The organism is Streptomyces sp. NPDC052012 (assembly GCF_040689265.1).
GTDB lineage: Bacteria > Actinomycetota > Actinomycetes > Streptomycetales > Streptomycetaceae > Streptomyces.
This window is the reverse complement of sequence record NZ_JBFAXA010000026.1, coordinates 1-18,554: the sequence shown is the minus strand read 5'-3', so window position 1 is coordinate 18,554 and position 18,554 is coordinate 1. Positions and strand designations below refer to the sequence as shown.

The 18,554-nt window shown below is 69.5% G+C and carries 16 protein-coding genes and 2 pseudogenes; 13 read left to right on the top strand and 5 right to left on the bottom strand.

Features of this window, described 5'->3' with window-relative positions:
- Positions 1 to 480: 480 nt before the first annotated feature.
- Together AB0412_RS30045 and AB0412_RS30040 are read left to right on the top strand one after the other, a co-directional pair.
- Positions 481 to 1,110, top strand: a pseudogene (locus AB0412_RS30045) (transposase family protein); the annotation flags it as partial.
- A gap of 219 nt (positions 1,111 to 1,329) precedes the next feature.
- The gene (locus AB0412_RS30040; RefSeq protein WP_366405741.1) at positions 1,330 to 3,114 is read left to right on the top strand and encodes a VanW family protein; all 1,785 of its coding nucleotides are present in this window, start codon (positions 1,330 to 1,332) and stop codon (positions 3,112 to 3,114) included.
- 892 nt (positions 3,115 to 4,006) lie between these two features.
- Here AB0412_RS30040 and AB0412_RS30035 read toward each other — a convergent pair.
- Positions 4,007 to 4,888, bottom strand: coding sequence for an NAD(P)-binding domain-containing protein (locus AB0412_RS30035; protein ID WP_366405740.1), 882 nt, complete (start codon positions 4,886 to 4,888; stop codon positions 4,007 to 4,009).
- A 126-nt stretch (positions 4,889 to 5,014) separates the two neighbouring features.
- On the opposite strand from AB0412_RS30035, the gene AB0412_RS30030 reads away from it, so the two are divergent.
- Both AB0412_RS30030 and AB0412_RS30025 read left to right on the top strand, forming a co-directional pair.
- Positions 5,015 to 6,022, top strand: coding sequence for a helix-turn-helix domain-containing protein (locus tag AB0412_RS30030; RefSeq protein WP_366405739.1), 1,008 nt, complete (start codon positions 5,015 to 5,017; stop codon positions 6,020 to 6,022).
- A 128-nt stretch (positions 6,023 to 6,150) separates the two neighbouring features.
- Positions 6,151 to 6,498: pseudogene (locus AB0412_RS30025) on the top strand (hypothetical protein); the annotation flags it as partial.
- A gap of 233 nt (positions 6,499 to 6,731) precedes the next feature.
- Here AB0412_RS30025 and AB0412_RS30020 read toward each other — a convergent pair.
- Entirely contained in the window at positions 6,732 to 6,887 is a 156-nt protein-coding gene (locus AB0412_RS30020) for a hotdog domain-containing protein (RefSeq protein ID WP_366405738.1), read from the bottom strand.
- 341 nt (positions 6,888 to 7,228) lie between these two features.
- On the opposite strand from AB0412_RS30020, the gene AB0412_RS30015 reads away from it, so the two are divergent.
- From AB0412_RS30015 to AB0412_RS29995, 5 genes are all read left to right on the top strand, one after another.
- A complete protein-coding gene (locus AB0412_RS30015; RefSeq protein ID WP_366405737.1) occupies positions 7,229 to 9,301 on the top strand; it encodes a SpoIIE family protein phosphatase in 2,073 nt (690 codons plus the stop codon).
- Positions 9,302 to 9,394: 93 nt separating this feature from the next.
- Positions 9,395 to 9,946, top strand: a complete 552-nt coding sequence (locus AB0412_RS30010) for an AAA family ATPase (RefSeq protein ID WP_366405736.1) — start codon at positions 9,395 to 9,397, stop codon at positions 9,944 to 9,946.
- Positions 9,947 to 10,430: 484 nt separating this feature from the next.
- Positions 10,431 to 10,667, top strand: a complete 237-nt coding sequence (locus AB0412_RS30005; protein WP_366405735.1) for a hypothetical protein — start codon at positions 10,431 to 10,433, stop codon at positions 10,665 to 10,667.
- Between the two features lie 417 nt (positions 10,668 to 11,084).
- Entirely contained in the window at positions 11,085 to 12,323 is a 1,239-nt protein-coding gene (locus AB0412_RS30000) for a SpoIIE family protein phosphatase (RefSeq protein WP_366405734.1), read from the top strand.
- Between the two features lie 87 nt (positions 12,324 to 12,410).
- On the top strand, positions 12,411 to 12,614 hold the full coding sequence (locus tag AB0412_RS29995; RefSeq protein ID WP_366405733.1) for a hypothetical protein: 204 nt from the start codon (positions 12,411 to 12,413) through the stop codon (positions 12,612 to 12,614).
- A 97-nt stretch (positions 12,615 to 12,711) separates the two neighbouring features.
- Here AB0412_RS29995 and AB0412_RS29990 read toward each other — a convergent pair whose 3' ends face one another.
- Entirely contained in the window at positions 12,712 to 13,332 is a 621-nt protein-coding gene (locus AB0412_RS29990; RefSeq protein ID WP_366405732.1) for an isochorismatase family protein, read from the bottom strand.
- Positions 13,333 to 13,460: 128 nt separating this feature from the next.
- Positions 13,461 to 14,297: an IS5 family transposase gene (locus tag AB0412_RS29985; protein ID WP_366405731.1), complete on the bottom strand. Its 837-nt coding sequence runs from the start codon at positions 14,295 to 14,297 to the stop codon at positions 13,461 to 13,463.
- Positions 14,298 to 14,495: 198 nt separating this feature from the next.
- Between AB0412_RS29985 and AB0412_RS29980 the strand changes: the two genes are divergently transcribed.
- The 3 genes from AB0412_RS29980 (at position 14,496) to AB0412_RS29970 (ending at position 16,261) form a co-directional block, all read left to right on the top strand.
- Positions 14,496 to 14,699 (top strand): cold-shock protein, encoded by a 204-nt coding sequence (locus AB0412_RS29980; RefSeq protein WP_366405730.1) that lies wholly within the window; start codon positions 14,496 to 14,498, stop codon positions 14,697 to 14,699.
- A gap of 435 nt (positions 14,700 to 15,134) precedes the next feature.
- Positions 15,135 to 16,118 (top strand): squalene/phytoene synthase family protein, encoded by a 984-nt coding sequence (locus AB0412_RS29975; RefSeq protein WP_366405729.1) that lies wholly within the window; start codon positions 15,135 to 15,137, stop codon positions 16,116 to 16,118.
- Between the two features lie 8 nt (positions 16,119 to 16,126).
- Positions 16,127 to 16,261 carry a transposase gene (locus AB0412_RS29970; RefSeq protein ID WP_366405728.1) on the top strand — a complete coding sequence of 45 codons (135 nt, stop codon included), beginning with the start codon at positions 16,127 to 16,129 and terminating at the stop codon, positions 16,259 to 16,261.
- A gap of 259 nt (positions 16,262 to 16,520) precedes the next feature.
- Here the strand turns inward: AB0412_RS29970 and AB0412_RS29965 are convergent, their stop codons facing one another.
- Positions 16,521 to 16,655 carry a hypothetical protein gene (locus AB0412_RS29965; RefSeq protein WP_366405727.1) on the bottom strand — a complete coding sequence of 45 codons (135 nt, stop codon included), beginning with the start codon at positions 16,653 to 16,655 and terminating at the stop codon, positions 16,521 to 16,523.
- A 275-nt stretch (positions 16,656 to 16,930) separates the two neighbouring features.
- Here AB0412_RS29965 and AB0412_RS29960 point away from each other — a divergent pair, with 275 nt between their 5' ends.
- Positions 16,931 to 17,422 carry a hypothetical protein gene (locus AB0412_RS29960; protein WP_366405726.1) on the top strand — a complete coding sequence of 164 codons (492 nt, stop codon included), beginning with the start codon at positions 16,931 to 16,933 and terminating at the stop codon, positions 17,420 to 17,422.
- The last annotated feature ends 1,132 nt before the right edge of the window (positions 17,423 to 18,554 follow it).

The following is an 18,554-nucleotide window of genomic DNA, read 5'->3' as shown; positions in this document are numbered from 1 at the left end:
TGATGCGCAGCTTCCACGACTTGGCTTTCGGTGTCGATCCTGGGGAGCCAGGAAGGACACACGATGTGACCACAACTCTGTCCTACCGCATGCTCGCCGGAGAGCTCGGGACGAGGTCAAGATCACCGTAGATTGGGACCGGATCGACGTGTCGTCCCTGACCGGGGGAGTGGCGTGCGAGGGAGATGTGGTCGGACTGCACCCGCTCCCCGGCCATTGTGGGCAGACAGCCGCATACGGCTGTCAGGACTTCGAGGAATAACCTCCGCTAGCTGCAGACGACGCGTCTGCCGCTGACCACCACCAGGCGAGCCGAGCTGCTGTAGTCCCGTGACGCTCTCAGGGGGCGATGGCGGAGAATGCCATCATGTAGCGCGCGCCTACGACCTCGTCATGGGCGCCGCCACGTGGGCACGGCCGGCGCACGTTTCCGCCGAGGAACATGCCTCGCGACGGCGGGCCCTGCAAGGGCTCTCCGCCGTGGCCCTCGGCACCGCCGACAGGCCGGGGGCTCTGTTGGTTCCGTATCCTTCCGTGCCGGACGTCTCGTGTGAGTCGGTTGAGCATGTCTCCTGGCTGATCTACGCCCGAAGTCGTGAACTGAACTCGCCCTGGAGACGGCTCGGCTGCTTGAAACAGGCTCTCCTCGCGCTGGCCCACCTTCGGAAGAGCGAGAGGTTCGCCCCGTTCGCGGCCGGGTTCGGAGTCTCGAACGCGACGGCCTGGCGCTACGTCGACGAGACCCTGGACGTTGATCGTGGACGGCACCCTGATCGCCGCCGACCGCATGCGCCGCGGACGAGCCTTACTCCTCGCCGAAGTACAAGCAACATGGGAATGAACGTGCAGGTTATCGCCCGGCCGGACCGCACACCGCTGTGGTTCTCCCGAGCGACACCGGGCCGGACCCACGACCTCATCGCGGCCCGCGCCCAGGGCATCATCCAGGCCTGCCCGACCCGCCATGTCCTCATCCTCGCGGACCGCGCCTACCAGGGCGTCGGCGCCACCGTCCGCACCCCGTACAAGAACCACCGTGAGCAGTCCAAGCATCACCAGCAGTGCTCCACCCGCCGCATCGGCACCGTCATCCAGGCTGTGCACACCCTCTGGCCTGCGACTTTCCGGGATGAAAGAAGTTCAGCGAGGGTCGGCGCCTTGGTGCGGTGCGTCGTTGCGCTCGTCACTGCGGCGTCCGATCAGCGCCTGAAGTGACCTGGGATACACCATTTTGCTCCCGGTTGTGCCTAGCCTGGCCGACGTTTCTCGCCCGTAATGGCTGCAGCACTGGGTCCCCCCAGCCCGACACATCGACCGTTCAGGAGATCAATGCGCCCCCGGATACCCACCGTCCGCCGAACCGCCCCCCTCCCGCCCGCCGCGCTGGCAGGCGGCGCGCTGGCCGTCGGGGTCGGCGGCCTGTACCTGGCCGGGTTGCTGATCACCGGTGGCGGGATCGAAGCGGGCACGACGGTCCGCGGTGTGGACATCGGAGGCCTGACCCGTGAGGAGGCCGGCCGGAAGCTGGAGCGGCATCTGGCGCAGGCCGGCCCGCGGACGCTTGCCGTCAAGGTCGGCGACCGCACGGGCACGGTCGATTCGCGGCAGGCGGGACTCACCTTCGACATCCCCGAGACCCTTGACCGGGCGGCGTCCACCGGCGTCGATCCGGTCACGGTGATCGGCGGGCTGTTCCGCTCGGGCGATGCCATCGAGCCGGTCGTGCACGTCGATGAGGACAAGGCCCGCGCCGCCCTCGGGAAGCTGGGGAAGAAGCTCGACGAGAAGGTCCGCGAGGGCGCCGTCTCCTTCAAGGACGGCCGTGTCGAGCAGACAGCCGCACGCACCGGGTACGCGCTGGACGTGGACGCCTCGGTGGACGCCCTGCGCACCGCCTTCCTGCGCGGCGCGCAGAAGTCGGTCACGGTGCTGCCCGCGCATCGCACCACGCCTGAGGTCACTGCCGAAGAGGTACGGCGGGCGGTGCGCGAGTTCGCACAGCCTGCGATGTCGGCCCCGGTCACGCTCACCGCGGGCGGCAAACGGTTCACGCTCACCCCGGCCGTGCTGAGCGAGCACCTGACGATGCGGCCGGACAACTCCGGCAGGCTCACGCCGAAGCTCGACAGCAAGGGCCTGCGCACCGCCCCGGCGGTGACCGGCGCCCTGAACCATCTGCCCACCGCACCCCGCAACGCCCGGCTCGGGGTCGCGGGCGACAAGGCAGTGGTGACCGAAGACGCCGAGCCGGGCGTGAAGGTCACTGACAAGGCCCTGGGCAAGGCCGTCCTGCCCCTGCTCACCAAGCCGGGCGCCGCCCGGACCGGTGAGGTGGCCACGCAGCAGATCCAGCCGGAGGTCACCCGCGAGAACGCGGCGCGTCTGGGGCTGACGGAGAAGATGTCCTCCTTCACCGTGCACTTCGAACCGGCGGCCTACCGCACGAAGAACATCGGCCGGGCCGTGGAGCTCATCAACGGCTCAGTTGTCAGGCCGAACGAGACCTGGAGCTTCAACCGGACCGTCGGCGAGCGCACCGAGGCCAACGGCTTCGTCGAGGGCGTCATGATCCGCGACGACCAGTACGCCAAGGCGCCCGGCGGCGGTGTGTCCGCCGTCGCGACCACCGTGTTCAACGCGATGTTCTTCGCCGGCGTCAAGCCCGTCGAGTACGGCGCCCACTCCTTCTACATCGAGCGCTATCCCGAGGGCCGCGAGGCGACGGTCGCCTGGGGCAGCCTGGATCTGAGGTTCACCAATGACTCCGGCAAGGCCATCTACATCCAGGCCCGGTCCACCGACACCTCGGTGACCGTCTCGTTTCTGGGCACGAAGAAGTACGACGAGATCACGTCCGTCAAGGGACCGCGCACCAATGTGCGGCAGCCCGAGAGCCGGGTGAGCACCGCTGACAAGTGCGTGCCGCAGACGCAACTCGAGGGCTTCGACGTCACCGTGGAACGGGTCTTCCACGACAACGGGCGCGAAGTGAAGCGCGAGCCGTTCCGCACCCACTACACCCCGCGCGACGAGATCACCTGCGGAGAGAACAACGAAGAGGTCCCGGGCCTGCCCGGACTCGAAGACCAGTCACTCATCGGCCCTCTCCTGTGACCACGTCCCGGACCGCTCCCGGGCACACGATTCCAGCGATCGAGGGACGGCGTGGTCGGGTACGCCGGTCCGATCCGCCCTCGGCTCGGGCCGAGTCCGGCCCTCGACCTGGCCCGGCACGAGCAGCGACAGCGTCGAGTCGCGGGCTGCAATCCTGCTACGTCACCCTCCAGAGGTGCAGGGCGCAGCAGCGACCCGCTCGATGACGGCGTCCTGACCAGTCCGGCGGCGAGGGTCTCGGCCGTCTCCCGCTGGTCGGCCCGGGCCAGCGCGCCGGCGACCTGCTCGATGTTCTCGGCGGCGCGGATGTTCCCCCGTGTGCCTGCTGCCCGGCTGCTGTCCGCGTAGGCCGTGGTCAGCAGCTCGGCCGCCAGCTCAGGCTGCGGGTCGACGACGTGGAATCGCCGGTTGTCGTCGTTGTCCTCGATCGGGACCCGTCCAGGGAGGGCAGTGGTAAGGCCCAGCGCGGCAGGGGGTGCCGCCGTGATGCGCGACCCGTGACGCACGCGGCTGCGCTTCCGGCCTGGGAATGAGATGCGTCAAAGGTGGTGGCACAGGCCCGTTTGGTACATCCCCATGGAAGCGGCGCGGCTCGCGGCAGCACGACTGCATGCAGCGGTCGTTCCGTCGGAGCTACAGCTCGAGGCGAGTGGCTCGGCGCACTGGTGCACAAGTGGGCGCAACCATCTCGCTCTGGTGCCGCTGCACGGCGGCGAACTGCCTGGCGATCAAGACACCGATGGCCTGATCGACGACCGCGTGCGAATCGATGGCCTCCCGGCGGCTGCACCGCGGGGTCCCCGATCGGAGGCGAGCCCGGCCCGCCCGGTCACCCGGCGCGGCCTTGAGGCCGCGCCGGGTGACCGGGCGCTGGTCCGTTCGGTGACGCTGTTCAGCTCCCTTCCGCCTCGGTGAGCACGCTGATGACGCTCGCGAAGCTGTCCGCGCCATGCCCGGCGGCCCTGGCCCGTTCCATATGGGACTTCAGCAAGCCGGGGAGCGCGGTGTTCAGGCCGCGGGCGGCAGAGGCGTGGATGAGGTGGTCGATGGCCGCGATCTGTACGTCCACGGTGGCGTCGTCGCCCGGGTACCGGCCGGTGTCCACCTGGTCGGCGTACCGGGTGAGGAAGTTGTTCACCGTGCTCAGCCAGCGCATCGCCACGGGAGTGAACGCGGTGGCCGGGACCTTCTCCGTGCCGAGTAGCGCGGCGCCGTGCAGCCAACCCGTCATGGTGGCCCACATCAGGCCCAGCAGGGCGGCGTCGTAGAGGGACGCCAGGGCCGGGTCGGCATCGAGGTACACGGGGTCGCCCAGGGCTGCCAGGGTGGGGCGGTGAGCGTCGAACACGTCGCGCGGGCCGCTGTACAGCAGCATCACCTCGGGGTTCCCGACGCCCGGCGGAGTCGTCATGATCGCACCGTCGAGGTAGCCGGCACCGTGCGAGCGGAACCACGCCAGCGCCTCGTGCGCCTGTTCGGGGCTGCCGGACGTGAGATTGACGACCGCGCGGCCGGTGAGGGAGTCGGTGGCTCCGCCGAGGAGTCCGTACAACGCGTCGTAGTCGAGGACGCAGGGGATGACGAGCGGGCTCGCCGAGATCGCCTCCGCGGGTGTCGTTGCCAGGCGGGCGCCCCGGTCGGTCAGCGCTGCGGCCTTCTGCGGCGATCGGTTCCACACCGTCACCGGATGGCCGCGGTCCAGCAGGGCGGCGGCCAGCGCGGTGCCCATGTTTCCCAGCCCGAGGATGGTCACCGGCTGCGGGTCGGACGTCATGTCAGTTCTCCTTGAACGGTTGATCATCTGCGTCCGAGACTCGCAGGGCGGGTCCGCCCCCACCAGTGACACCGGTGACGACTCCCACCAAAATCGTGCCAGTTCGCGGACCTATGATGGGCGGACATGAGCGCCGGATCCGTCGCCTTGGTGGTGACCGAGGACCTCGAGGTCGCGTCCTGGGACCTGTACGAGCTGAGCATCGCCGCCACGGTGTTCGGCAGACCGCAGCCCGATCTCGCCGACCCGTGGTACGACCTTCGCCTCTGCGGCACCGGCGACCGGCCGACGGACTCGCCGGGCGCACCGCATGCCGGGCCGGGCTTCGGCCTGCGCACCGCGTACGGACTGGAGCACCTGGTCGGCGCCGACACCGTCATCGTCCCGTCGGTGCCGGACTCCTGTGTCGAGCAGGGGGTCCCGCTGCCGCCGCGGCTGATCGAGGCGCTGCGCCGGGCGTACGAGGCCGGCGCCCGGATGGTGTCCCTGTGCACCGGCGCGTTCGCGCTGGCCGAGGCGGGACTGCTCGACGGCCGCCGCGCCACCGCTCACTGGATGCACACCGCCCAACTCGCCGAGCGCTACCCGAAGGTGCGGGTGGACGACTCCGTGCTCTACGTCGACGACGGTGACGTGCTCACCAGCGCCGGTATGACCGCCGGACTCGACCTGTGCCTGCACCTGGTCCGCCGCGACCTCGGCGCGCATGTCGCCAACCAGCTGGCCCGCCGCATGGTGGTGCCCGCCCATCGCCCCGGCGGCCAGGCGCAGTTCATCGACCTGTCCGTGCCCGCCACCGACGACGAGGGGCTGGCAGCCGTGCTGGAGTGGGCGCAGACGCGTCTCGACCAGCCGCTGACGATCGAGGACCTGGCCGACCGAGCCGCCGTGAGCCCGCGCACCTTCTACCGGCGACTGCGACAGGCCACCGGGACGACGCCCCTTCGGTGGCTGCTCAACCAACGGCTCGTCAAGGCCCAGAGCCTGTTGGAGTCGACGGACCTGCCAGTCGAACGGGTCGCGCAACTGAGCGGCCTCGGCACGGCGAACAACTTCCGCCACCACTTCCTCAAGCACATCGGCATCTCCCCGACCGACTACCGCCGCGCCTTCCCCCGACCGCCGAAGCCATGAGCGTGCGGCAGCCCACGGCTGCCCGCGCTGAAAGCCGACGAGCGCCGTAGGTCACGGAACCGGGCGGGATGTAACCCCCGCACCCCGGCGAGGCGACGTGAAGTGCTGGGCGGACAAGGCTGGCCGCCCTGCTGCGACGGCTGGACTACGTGCTCGTCGTCCCGGGCGGGCCGACCATGAGTCAGCACCTGCTCCAGCGCCGCGGCATCACTTTCCAGCGCACCAAGACCTGGAAGGAGTCGCCCGATCCCGAGAGCGACGCCAAGCTCGAGCGCGTCGAGCACGTGCTGGAGCATGTCCCGGACCGGGTGTTCGCCTTCGACGAGTTCGGGCCGCTGGGCATCCGGCCCACCGCAGGCTCCTGCTGGGCCGAGCAGGGCAAGCCCGACCGGCTCCCGGCGACCTACAGCCGCACGCGCGGCGTCACGTACTTCCACGGCTGCGACTCCGTCGGCGACGACCGGTTGCGGGGCGTCACCGTCTTCTCCGTCGGGGCAGCAGGGATCAGTGCGCCGAGGCCACGGCCCAACCCCCTCCGTCGCTCGCTCACTGGATGCCCTCCACCATGCTCGGCCCACGGGACCACAGCTCCTCCGCGAAGATCACCAGCGACCAGACCGGCCACCGCCGAGCCGGGCGAGCATGTGGCGGACATCGCCGTACCGTTTCTCCCGCGCTCCGGCGCGCAGGCGCGTGCTGCCCCGGCAAGCTAAACGATCATGCAGGTGGTGGTGGCATGGGCGATCAGTCTGCCCTCCTCGTCGAGCACCCTGCCTTCGGCGGTGGCGATGCGGCGGCCCGCGTGGATGACGGTGTTCTCGGCGGTGAGGGGTTGTCCGTCGGTGCGGGCGGCGTCTCCTCGCACGGCTGCGACAGTCCGGGGACGCCAGAGCCTCGCCGCAGGTGTTTCGCCCGGTCGACGACCTCGACGCGGTCACCGCACGGGCCCACAGGCGCGGCGCGGGCCAGGGCGGAGGGCTTCTGCGACCGACGGAGCAGGCGGGTGTCGCCCTCGCGCTGCCGTCCCGGACGGACGGTGCCAGGATGGTGCCTGGGGCGGGATCCCCGACCCGCGGGGCGACGTACCAGCAGGCCTCCGCGACCCGCTCGACACGTCGGGGCCATCCCCTCTCGGGCTCGGACCGTGACCGGCAGACGACGATGGGCACAGAGGCCACCGGATGGGAGGCGCCGCTCCTCCGGGCGATGGTGGAGACCGACGCCTACGCAGGCATGATCTACCTTCTGCCACCTGGGGAGCAGGTGCTGTACCTGGCCGTGCTGGCAGGAGTACCCAAAGACGTCCTGGCACCTTGGTACCGCGTCGGGCTGGCCACACCCTCACCCAGCCCGGAGGCGGTACGCCGACGGAAGCTCATCTGGATCAGCGGTCAGGACGACATGGTGCGCCGCTATCCCCGCATCGCACTCGACTACCCGTATGCCTTCGCCATGGCAGTGGCCCCCGTAATCGCGCACGGCACCTGCTACGGCACGATGTCGCTCGGGTGGGCGGCTTCCCATTCGGAAGAGCTGTCCGCCGCCGAACGCGACAGCCTGACCACCGCCGCGGAACGGCTGGCCATGACGCTGGAACAGGCGGCCATCGAGGGCAGACCCGTGCGGTACGAGGGGGAACCACGCGTCGTGAGCGTGCCCGGCGCAAGCGCCAACGGCGCGGCCTCCCTGACCGGGCTGATAGGACGGCTTCCCGAGGGACTCTGTGCCCTGGACCCGCAGGGCCGCATCGCCTTCGTGAGCTCAACCGCGGCCGAGTTGCTGGGCGCACCGACCGAGAAGCTCCACGGCGCGCTCGTGTGGAACGCCCTGCCGTGGCTGCGGCAGCCGTTCTACGAGGACAGCTACTGGGCCGCTCTGCTCGTCCGGCAGCCCACATCCTTCACCGTGCTGCGCCCACCCGACCTGTGGCTCAGCTTCGAGCTCTACCCCGATGTCACAGGTACCAGCGTGCGCATCACTCCAGCCACTGCGGAGCCAGGACGGAAGGGCACCGCGGCGGTTCCGCCGGCCGCTCCTCCCGTCACCGCGCTCTACCACCTGATGCACCTGGCCGGGGTGCTGACGGAGGCCGTGGGCGTCGACGACGTGGTTGAGCTGCTCGCAGGACAGATCACCCCAGCCTTCGGCGGCCGAGCCATGGCGTTGTTGACGGTGGAGGCCGGCAGGCTGCGGGCCGCCGGTCACCGCGGCTGTCCGGCCGAGGCGATCGACTTGTTCGACGGCCTGCCCCTGACGTCGGCTTCCCCAGCCGCGCGGGTTCTGGCCACAGGGGTGCCCGTCTTCTTTCCCACCAGCGAACAGCTCCGGCAAGCCTTCCCCGAGGCAGCAGGTTGGACCGACAGGATGGGGGCCTGTGCCTTCCTGCCCCTGACAGCCTCGGGACGCCCGGTCGGCACCTGCGTCCTGACCTTTGCCGAGCCGCACCCCTTCACGACCGACGAACGGGCCGTCCTGACCTCCCTGGGGGGCCTGCTGGCACAAGCTCTCGACCGAGCCGGCCTCTATGACTCCAAGCACCGGCTGGCGCGCGGACTGCAGTCCGGACTGCTGCCGCGGAAGCTGCCCGCGATACCTGGCCTGGAAGCGGCGGCACGCTACATCCCGGCCACCCAGGGCATGGACGTCGGTGGCGACTTCTACGACCTCATCCGCCTCGACGAAGCTGTCGTCGGCGCCGTCATCGGAGATGTGCAGGGCCACAACGTCACCGCCGCGGCCCTGATGGGCCAGGTGCGGACCGCGATCCGGGCGTACGCCACCGCCGGAGCGGCCCCGGCCGAGGTCCTGGCCCGCACCAACCGCCTGCTCACCGACCTGGACGCAGGACTCTTCGCCAGCTGCTTGTACCTCAGCCTTGATCTGGGCCGCCGCCAAGCCGCGCTCTCCACAGCTGGACACCCGCCGGCACTGCTCCGCGGCCCGGACGGACAGGTACGGACGCTGGAAGCGGCAGGGGGGATGCTCCTCGGCATCGACCGCGAAGCGGAGTACCGCATGGTCAGCGTGCCCGTGCCGGTCGGCTGTGTACTGGCTCTCTACACCGACGGGCTGGTCGAGTACCTCGATGTGGATCTGGAGGAGGCCATCTTCGGCCTTGCCGGTGTGCTGTCCCATGGCGGAGACCGGCCGCTGGAGTCGCTGGCCGACGATGTGGTTCGGCACGCCAAGCGGCCGCAGCACCGCGGCGACGACATCGCCCTGCTCCTTCTGCGCACAGCCACCCGGAGCGGGGCCACCACTCGTGCGGCGAGGTGCTGAGAACCGGGGCCAGCCGTGGGCTGGGCCAGGACGGGAAGTCGAGCTCACGGAAAGCGATGGTGCCGAGCATTCGGTGACGGATACAGTCCGCTGATGCTTACGGTGATGTTGGGTGGAGCCCCCGGTGTCGGCAAGACGACGGTGGCGGGGCGCCTGCTGGAACTCGCCCAGGATGGACCGCGTCTCGTTCAATGGGTCGACGTCGACGCCCTGTGGCTGCACCAGCCGTGGCGCGTCGATGAGCGGATGAGGACCATGCTGCAGGCAAATCTGCGAGCCGTGGCCGGCAACGCTTCCCAGGCCCAGGTCGACATCCTGCTGATCACGTGGGTGTTCCAGTCGGCAGAGATCCACCGCCTGGTGACCGGACTGCTTCCCGCCGGAACCACGACGGTGTCTGTTCAGCTGCGTGCCGACCACGACACATGGCTCCGACGCTTCGAGGCGGACCCGATGCGTCCGGGCGTGAACGACTTCTACCAGGGTCGATACGCGGCGGCCCAAGGCACACCGGTCGATCATGTGGTGGAGACCGATGGCCTGACCCCCATGGACGTGGCTCGCCAGGTGGCCGCTCTCATCGGACTCGCTGAGCAGGGGGAGTCGGTCGCTCACCGGCCCGGCCCCGCCCGTCACAGGATGTGACCGTTCAGCTGACGTCTCGCAGCTTCTCAGTGGTCGAGCTGGCAAGTGGTCCACGCCTAGGCGGTCGAGGGTGGCGTTGTGTCCGCGGAACAGGCGAGAGATTCCCCGATCCTCAGGTGTTCGCACTCGCAGTCCTCGACGACGGAACGCACGCCTACGAGGTGCGCGTCTGCGCCGACCAAGCGCTGTCGGCGACGGCCGGCCCGGTGGAACCCTTCCGGATCTCCACCTCGTACCACTGGGACGACGCCCTGGACGCGACCACCGTGATCGTGCCGCGCGTCCCGCACGACCGCGTCCCGCATCCGCGTGCCGTCCGGCTGTTTCAGGAAACCGAGGCAGGCGGAGCCCGCATCGCTTCGATCTGCACCGCGCCTCAGCCCTCGGCCACGCCGGACTGCTGGAGGGGCGTCGCGCGACCACCCACTGGCGGTTCGCCGATGTGTCGGCCGAGCGCTTTGCCGGTGCACGGGTGGATCCGTCCATGCTCTACATCGACGAGGGTCAGGTGCTCACCTCGGCCGGCAACGCCGCCGGCCTCGATCTGTGCCTGCACATCGTGCGCCGCGATCACGGTGCTGCGGTGGCTGCCAAGGCGCCCGCCTGCTGGAGATGCCGCCTCAACGGGCCGGTGGCCAGGCCCAGTTCGTCGAGTACCGCGTGCCCGACGGCGATGCCGCCGACCTCGGTGACACCTCGCAGTGGATGCGCGGCAAGCTGAGCGAGCCACTGAGCCTCGCCGACATCGCCGCCCACGCGACGATGAGCCGCCGCAGCCTGTGCCGCACTTCCCCAGCTGGTGGTCGGGGAGCTGGGGCGGGCCCGTGCTGCCGGACTCATGCGGACCGGCCCGACCGGAGATCTGGCACAGCCGCCTGACACTGGCATCAGCGCCGAACGCCTTGCCTGCCGGGTGAGATGACCGTTGCGTTTGTCGGGGGGTGATCAGGTCCGTCCGCCCGCGGATTGCGCTGGTCGTCCGCGGGGAGATGGCCTGGGTGATCGGGGGGATGGGCCGGGGACGACAGAGGCGGCTTGTTGGCCTTCTGGCGAGCCGGGTCGTTGGATTGCTCGTAGATTGGTCTGTGGGCAGTTGCGCTCGCAGTTTGCGGCGGGCGCGTGATGACGGCAGATCGTGATGACGGCGGAGATCGACTTCACGGCGTTCTTCGAGGCCACACCGAGCCCGTACCTGGTGCTGGATGCGGACCTGGTGATCCGCTACGTCAATCCGGCCTACCTGGCGGCCACCGGACGGAAACGGGAAGACCTGCTCGGGAGGCACTTCTTCGACGCCCTGCCGGAGAACCCCGGCGTTCCCGAGGGCACACAGCGCAGCCCGAAGGCGTCGCTGCTGCGGGTGCTGGACACCGGCCAGCCGGACACCCTCGTGCTGCAGCGTTACGACATCTCCGCGCCGGGCCGGCCGGGAGAGTTCAAGGAGCGGTGGTGGTCGGAGATCCATACACCGCTTCCCGGGCCGGACGGCGCGGTGAAGTGGATCGTCCAGCGGGCCGAGGATGTCACCGCCTTTGTCCTCTCGCGGCGGGCGCGCGAGCTGACCGAGGAGTTCACCGAGCGGGAGAAGGGCATGGCAGCGGAGCTGTATGTGCGTGCCCGTGAGCTGTCCCGGCTGAACCAGGAACTGCGGGAGGCTCACGCCCGTGAACGGCAGGTCGCGGTCACCCTGCAGGGGGCCATGCTCTACGTGCCTGACCTGGACCGGCACCGTGACACCATCGCCGTGCGCTACCTGCCCGCGACCACGTCGCTGAATGTGTGCGGCGACTGGTACGACATCGTCGACCTGCCACCGGACCGCTACTCCGCTGCGGTCGGAGACGTCGTCGGTCACGGTCTGCGAGCTGCCGCGGTCATGGGCATGCTGCGCAGCGCACTGAGCGCGGTCATCCGCGCGATTCCGAGCCCCGCTCAGGCCCTGGAGATTCTCGGTCTGTACGCCCGTTCCCTGGACGGCGCGACGGCCGCCACCGCGGTGAAGGTCCTCGTCGACACCCGCAGTCAGCTGATCATCTACAGCAACGCCGGGCACCCGCCACCCATCCTGCTCCACAGTGACGGGGCCAGCGAGCTGCTGGACAAAGCGACCGATCCGCCGCTCGGCGCCCGCCCGCACCACGTTCCCCGCCCCCAGGCCGGCCTGCCCTACACCCCGGGCGACACCCTCGTGCTGTACACCGACGGCCTCATCGAACGCCGCGACGAGGACATCGACCAGGGCCTGGCACGCCTTACCTCAGCCCTGGCCGAGCACAAAACCCTCGCCCCCAGCCCGCTGGCCGACGCGCTGCTCGCCGACCTCGACGTCGCAGGCGGCGCCGCCGACGACATCGCCCTCATCGTCATGCGTCTGTAGGCAGCCGCTCCCGTCGTCCCAGCCCTGCGGGCCGGCCGTGCTCCGACGATGGCTGGCGTCTTCGTGCTACGTGGCCGGTGCACCCTCGTGGCGGCCGCTTTCGCCGTGGCGATGGCTCTTGGCGGATGTGGTGGGGATGACGATTTCTCGCTGCCGCAGTGGGACGAGCCGGGCCGGAACGCCCGCGTCGACGAGATCATGATCCGGTACGCGCATGTGGCGGAACCGCGAGGCGGCAAGCCGTGGCACCCGGGAGACGGTGTCCCCGCGTACGTGTGGCTCTACAACTAGGGCGGCGAGGCGGACAAGCTGGTGGGCGCCAGCACCCCGAACGCGGCCTCGGTGGACATCGTCGACCCCGAAGGGGTGGCTGTGGTGGCTGTGGTGGCTACGCGGCGAGCTTCTGCAACTCGGGGAAGTACCAGCGGAGGATTCCCCGCAGGCGGTCGGCGCCGGGGCGGCCCCAGTCGCGCTGCAGCTCAGAGGTCAGGGAGATAGCAGTCACTGGCTGGGCCCCGGCCTGCGCCATGCGCTGTACAGCACTTTCGTGGGCGTCACGGCTCACACCGCCGATCGCGTCCGTGACCGGGTAGACGTCGTAGCCTTCGCGGATCATGTCGAGTGTCGGGAACGCGACGCAGACCTCGGTCCACAGGCCGGTCATGATGATCTTCTTGCGGCCCGTGGCCTCGACCGCAGCCCGGAATTCCGGGTCCTCCCAGGAGTTGAGAGTCGTCCGGTCGATCTCCTCGACATCCGGCAGTTCGGCACGCAGCGCCTCGATCGTTCCGCTGTTCGCGCCCAGCTCGACCCCAACGGTGCTCAGCACCACCGGCAGATCATAGGCAGCAGCAGCACGAGCGACGGCCGTAACGTTGAGCATCATCAGGTCCTGGTCAATCGACCGAACGGTGCCGACCTGCTCGGGCTGGTAGTCGATAAGAACGAGAGCCGCATTCCCGGGGCTGAGCAGGTGGTCGTTCGGGCGGATGGGGGTCTTGCCGGCCATCTCGGGTTCCCTTCTGTGAATACAGCACCAGTCAGTCGACCGCTGGTGCTCAGGTTAAGGGCCGCACGAGGTCTGCCAGCTGGATCTGGGCCGTGTGGCGGCCCGCGAACTAGGCGGTTTGGTTTGGATCAGCGGGTGGACCAGAGGAAGATGCCCGCGATGTGAAGTCCGGCGAGGTAGATGGTCGCGGTCTTCTCGTAGCGGGTGGCGATGCCGCGCCACTGCTTCAGGCGGTTGATGCACCGCTCGACGGTGTTGCGCTGCTTGTATGCCTCGCGGTCGAAAGCCGGCGGTCTGCCGCCCGCCTGTCCGCGCCGCCGCCGGTTGGCTTGCTGGTCGGCCCGTTCCGGGATCACCGCGCGGATGCCGCGTCTCGCCAGGTGGTCTCGAATCGCGCGGGACGAGTACGCCTTGTCGGCCAGGACCAGGTCCGGCCTGGTGCGGGGCCATCCCACAGGGCGGGGAACACGCAGACGGGCCATGACATCCGTGAAGGCGGGTGCGTCTCCGGCCTGAGCGGCGGTGAGGACGAACACCAGCGGCTGGCACCGGCCGTCGGCCGCGAGGTGGATCTTCGTGGTCAGTCCGCTGCGACACCGGCCGATGGCGTGATCGTCCGGCTCTCCGGCCGGGGCCCCCTTTTTTTTGCGGGCCCCGGCAGCGTGCTGGTGAGCGCGCACGACGGTGGAGTCCACGGACACGGCCCAGCTGACGTCTTCCTCCGCGTCGGCCTGGGCCACCAGGGCGGTGAACACCCGCTCCCACGTGCCGTCGACGGCCCACATCCGCAGCCGGTTGTAGACGCCCCGCGAGTTGCCGTACTTCTCCGGCAGGTGCACCCACTGGGTACCGGTCTGGAACTTGAAGGCGATCGCGTCGATCACCTCACGATGGTCTCGCCAGCGGCCACCCCGCCTCGGCGTACGGTCCGGGAGCAACCGTTCGATCTGCGGCTTCGTCACCATGGAAGACGCCCTGCCCGACCCCGGCATCCCGGCGGTCGCATGACCGAATGGCCCCCGTGGAAGTCAAAACGTGTGTGTCGCCGTTCGGATGAGCGCCGCGTTTCGGGGTAGAACGGCTGTCGGCTCGTGTGACTGCACAGAGCCGGAGCATGCCCGGATCAAGGGCTGTTCCCGGGTATGGACGAAGGATTGAACAGTATGGCCAGCGGCACCGTGAAGTGGTTCAACGCCGAGAAGGGCTTCGGCTTCATCGAGCAGGACGGCGGCGGACCGGACGTCTTCGCGCACTACTCCGAGATCAAGGGCAGCGGATACCGCGAGCTGACCGAGGGCGAGCACGTCACCTTCGACATCGGCCAGGGCCAGAAGGGCCCGCAGGCCCAGAACATCACCCGGGGCTGATCACGTCCAGAATTGCACCAGGGACAGGCGGCTGCTAAGAGGCAGTCGCCTGTCTCCCTGGGAGGTGAGGTCCTGCCACAGGCCGAGCACCGCCCCGGTCCTAGCCCCTCCTCCACCGGTAGGGAAGCAACCATGTGGTCGCATGATGCTGGACACGCGGGTGGACCAGAGCTTCGGTTTCGCAGCTCGCAAGCGGCCGACCGGTGGCCACCCGACGTCGCCCCTGGGGGAAGCCTGCGCGAAGGCCGACTCCCCGGCCCCGTGCACCAAAACCGTCGCCGCGCCGCCCGAGCGGCGTTCATGGACGTGCTGCAGATGCGGACCCCCCCCGCGCAGCCTCACCCACCGCTGTGTCCTTGTGGGCCTGCCCGGAGACGTATGGACTGATGACGGCCCCATCAGTGCCGTCCCGAAAGATCGAGGACAGGGAGAGTTGTGATCCGTTGGTCTGCCGCGCTGGCGAAGGCGGGAATCACCGATCCGCGTCTGCGGCGCACCTACGATGCCCAGCGCAGGCTGGTGCGAAGGTTCGCGCTTCACGAGTATGTGGCGGCCCGGCTGTTGTTGCCGGCGCACCTTCACCCGGCCGTCGCCGCCGCAGTGGCTTATATGCACGTGACCGACGAGCTGATCGATACCGGCGATGTGAGCTCCCGCCAGGCAGCCCTTGCTTCCTGGGACGCCGAGACCATGGCTGCCCTTGAGCGCGGCGGAGCAGCTGAGCGAGGCACGCTTCAGGCTCTTCAGGACACGGTGCGACGTCACCCGCAGATGGCAGCGCGCGTCCGTGCCTTCCTCGACGGCGCGCAGGTCGAGGCGACTTGGACCGGCTTCGCGACCGAGGCTGACTTCCAAAGGTACGTGGACCATTACTCACTGCCCGCCCTGATGCTCACCGCGTCACTGATCGCGCCGGCTCCCGGCGGCGGAGCGGAAGAGCCGTTCATCAGGGGGTGTAGAGCGCTGATCGAAGGCTGGCAGCGCTGCGACTTCCTGGCCGACCTGGCTGATGACGCCGGGAAGGGCCGCATCGGGATTCCGCAGGAGGAACTGGTTCGGCACGAGTTGAAACTCGAGGATCTGCAGAGCAAAGCGGTGACATGTGTGCCTGCGCTGGGTCGCCTGGTCCGTGCGCAGACCGAACTTGCCGAAGCCGCGCTGGCAGAATGCCAACGCCTTCCCACGCTGGTGGCACCCGAACACCGGCCGTTCCTCGATGCCCTGATCGCTGTCCAGGAGCTCCGGCTCGACGCGGTGAGGCGGGCAGGGGCAGGACTCCTGCGCCGAGGGGCAGGACCCGCACGGCTGGCCTCATTGCGTGTCCTGACCCGTCAACACCGTCGCGCACGACAACTGCGGCGGGGCTTGATTCGCTTTGACGGACATCAGAGATCAGGGGCTTCGGCCCCAGAAGGATGATGTCCCTTATGCAGAGCATGGGGAAGAAGAAGCCCCGCCGTCGCCGCTCGTTCACGCCGGAGTTCAAGGCCGAGACAGTCGAGCTGTGCCGGCGGGGTGACCGCTCGGTCGGTCAGGCCGCCAAGGACTTCGAAACTTGTTGATCATGTCGGGCACGCTCACCACTGCTCCGGCGGCCATGGCCGAGAACCCGGCCGGGAAAACCGCCGTGAGTTCCAAGAAACGTTGCGCGCCTACATTCGGATGATCATGCCCTTCGTTGACGCAGCTGCCGCCCGCCCAGCGGGAGATGCTGGGACCACCACACAGCAGTGTCGCCGAGAGCAGGGACAGCACCAGCCTGGTCACCGCGCCGGCGCCGAACCCGCTGCGCAGCGGTGTCTGGAGCCGGAGGAAGACCACTCAGACGACCAGCCACGGCAGCCGACGCCAGACCGGCGTCCGCACCGGGGCGCGGGGCAGGTGCCAGCATCGCTCGCACACCGCCTGTAGCGCCCGGTTGAAGGCCGTGGCGGACACCAGCGTCAGGAAACTCATTTCTCCCGAGGCCTGCTCGCCTCGGCCCAGCGCCCGCAGTGGACGCTGCGAACCACGCCTGCACGCCGCTCCAGGCGCCACCTGGTGGCCGATCACACGAGAAGGCGAGCAGTACGTATGACCTGTGCGAGTGCATCGCCAGGCTCCGAACAGGCGATAAGGGCCGTGCCCCGGATGCCAACGTTCTTGCCCGGCCTTTCACTGGACAGAGGCAGCCACCTGCCGCGCCAGGCACGCCCTTCCGGGCGGCGCGTCCCGATCCCGCTGGAGACGACATGTCCGCACACCGCACGCGCTCGGTCGCGGGCGTGCTGATCACGGCGCTCGCCGCCACCGCACTGACTGCCTGCTCCGACGACGAGAATCCCTCGTCCACCGCCAGCAAGGCGGCTTCTGCGGCCTCCTCGGCCGCTGCGTCCCTCGCCTCCCGGGGCTCCGATGCGCTGGCCTCCGCGACCGCCGAGGCGGGCCAGAAGCTGGACGAGATCAAGAATGGAACCGACGTCAAGGGCGATGTGACACTGGGGACGCCCGACACCGCCTCGGGACGTGCCACGGTCAAGGTCACTGCGCGCAACACGGCCGGCTCGACCAAGTCCTTCGCCATTCAGGTGAACTTCCGTGACACCGGGGGCAATCTGCTCGACACGGTCGTCGTGACCCTCTCTGATGTGGCGGCGGGCGAGGACGGCACCGGCTCCGCGAACAGCAACCGTTCGCTGTCCGGCGACGTGCGCGCTGATGTCGGGCGGGCTCTGCGCTACTGACCCAGCTGGGGCCGTGCCAGACCACGCGGCCTCTCCTGCGGGCCGGCCGGGATCACTGGGCCGGCACGGGCGATGCTGGCCGCGCGAGGCCGTGAGCGGCCTGCTCCGGCGGATGGAGGCCTGTCACACGCGCGGTTCGGCGCGTCAGGCCTACGACCTGGCGTTCGGTGCCCCGGTGCACCCTCGACCGGTCGCGTGGTGGTCGCCCTTGCTGCTGACCGAGGCGGCGGCGGTTGTGTTCGGCACGTTCGGCCGGTTCCTGCTCGACGGTACGCGCACTGCCAGGGCGGTGGTCACCGCCCTGGCCGCCTCTCTGTGCTGCGCCGGCGTGCTGTCCATGCCACGGCAGCGTGCTGCGGCCGCCCCGGATCCAGGGCTGCGGCGCGGCGGTGCGCAGGGTTGGACACCGGAGAGGGCGGACGTCTACCGCGAAGCACCGGCGGTGGCCTCCGTCATTCTTCTCGCGGTGGGGGAGTCCCTGGTGCTCTGGAACGTCCCCACGGTCGCGGTGCGGCACGGGTCCTCGGCATCACCGGGGACTAGGCCGCGGCAGAGCGGCAGGACAGACGCGCGTGGCCACACGCCGCACACACAGTCCGACGGCGCGGGGCGGGCGCACCGGCCGCAGGTGGAGGCGGGCAGCACGTTTATCCCTGCTCGTCCTGCGTCCCGGTACCGTTCGTCGCCGCCGGGCTGCGGAGCCTGGTCCTGTACTCCGACGGCCTGCCCGAAGGCCGCGGTGAGGACATTGACGTCGGCCTCGCCCGCCTCGCCGTCTTGCTTGCCCGACACAGCCGAGCCGCCCCCTGGTCGATGCCCTTCACTCGCCCGCGGAACCGGGCGTTCTCACAGCTGAGCGACAGACGTTCTTGAAATTCACCTACGAAGCCACAGGACTCGAAGGCGCATGTCGTCCAGTTAGGTGCGGGACAGCCTGTTCGGGACTGACTGCGGTGCCGCCCGGCCCGGCGTATCCTTCGCGCGTGGAGCTGCGCTTCGAGACGCGTCGGTCCGACTCGCCGTGGGTCGACACTGTATGGACCTGCACGAGCGAGCAGGTGACGACGATGACGTCCGTCGCGGGGGTGCGCTGGGGTCTGGTGTTCTGGGAGCAGGACGGCCGGGCGTACGC